2 protein-coding genes are annotated in these 597 nt (G+C 61.0%); one reads left to right on the top strand and one right to left on the bottom strand.

Annotated features, from left to right (window positions below):
- On the top strand, nt 1–233 hold a 233-nt coding region (locus ACPYOJ_RS34610; RefSeq protein ID WP_481420264.1), incomplete at its 5' end, for a hypothetical protein.
- A 123-nt stretch (nt 234–356) separates the two neighbouring features.
- Here ACPYOJ_RS34610 and ACPYOJ_RS34615 read toward each other — a convergent pair.
- Nucleotides 357–597: hypothetical protein (locus tag ACPYOJ_RS34615; protein ID WP_481420265.1), on the bottom strand; the 241-nt coding region annotated here is incomplete at its 5' end.

Consider the following 597-nt stretch of genomic DNA (forward strand, 5'->3'; position numbering starts at 1 on the left):
CCTCGGCGTGGTCTCCGTGGCGCGCGATCCGCATGGACAGGTCCAGCTTCACGTCCGACGCCATGGCAACCATGGACCTCGAACATATAATGTTGGAAGCTTCGTTTGTTCAAGATCTGGTTGCAGATTTTTCACTGATAAAGCAGAAACTTGCTTCATGTCCTTCGGATAGGGAGTTATTTGCTCCCCCGGGTTGTGATTTTCTTCTACAGTTTTGCAAGTCGGCTGCGTGACCAGATCGATCCAGCAGCGCCGCGTCTGCGGCGCAAAAAGAGTCTTTCGCGCTCAAGGACTTGAGCGCGCTGGATGCCGGATCAAGTCCGGCATGACGGCAGAAGGGGGCCAGCGCCGAGAAATCAGCGGCCCGGCCGGCCGGTCTTCCCCTTCGTCCGGCCCTTGCGCTTCTGGTCCACCGGGTCCTCGTAGGAGCCGACGCCGGTCTTGCCGCGGACGAGGGGGCGGGGGTCGTCTGGCTGCGCCGTCCTTAAGCTCCTGCTGGCGTCGTCGCTGACGGGGTCCCCGGCGTGTTCCGGCTGGCCTTCCAAGAGCGGCGAGAAGCTGTCTCTTATACACATCTGACGCTGCCGACGACTAGTC

The organism is Rhizobium sp. SVR5-9E (assembly GCF_056755095.1).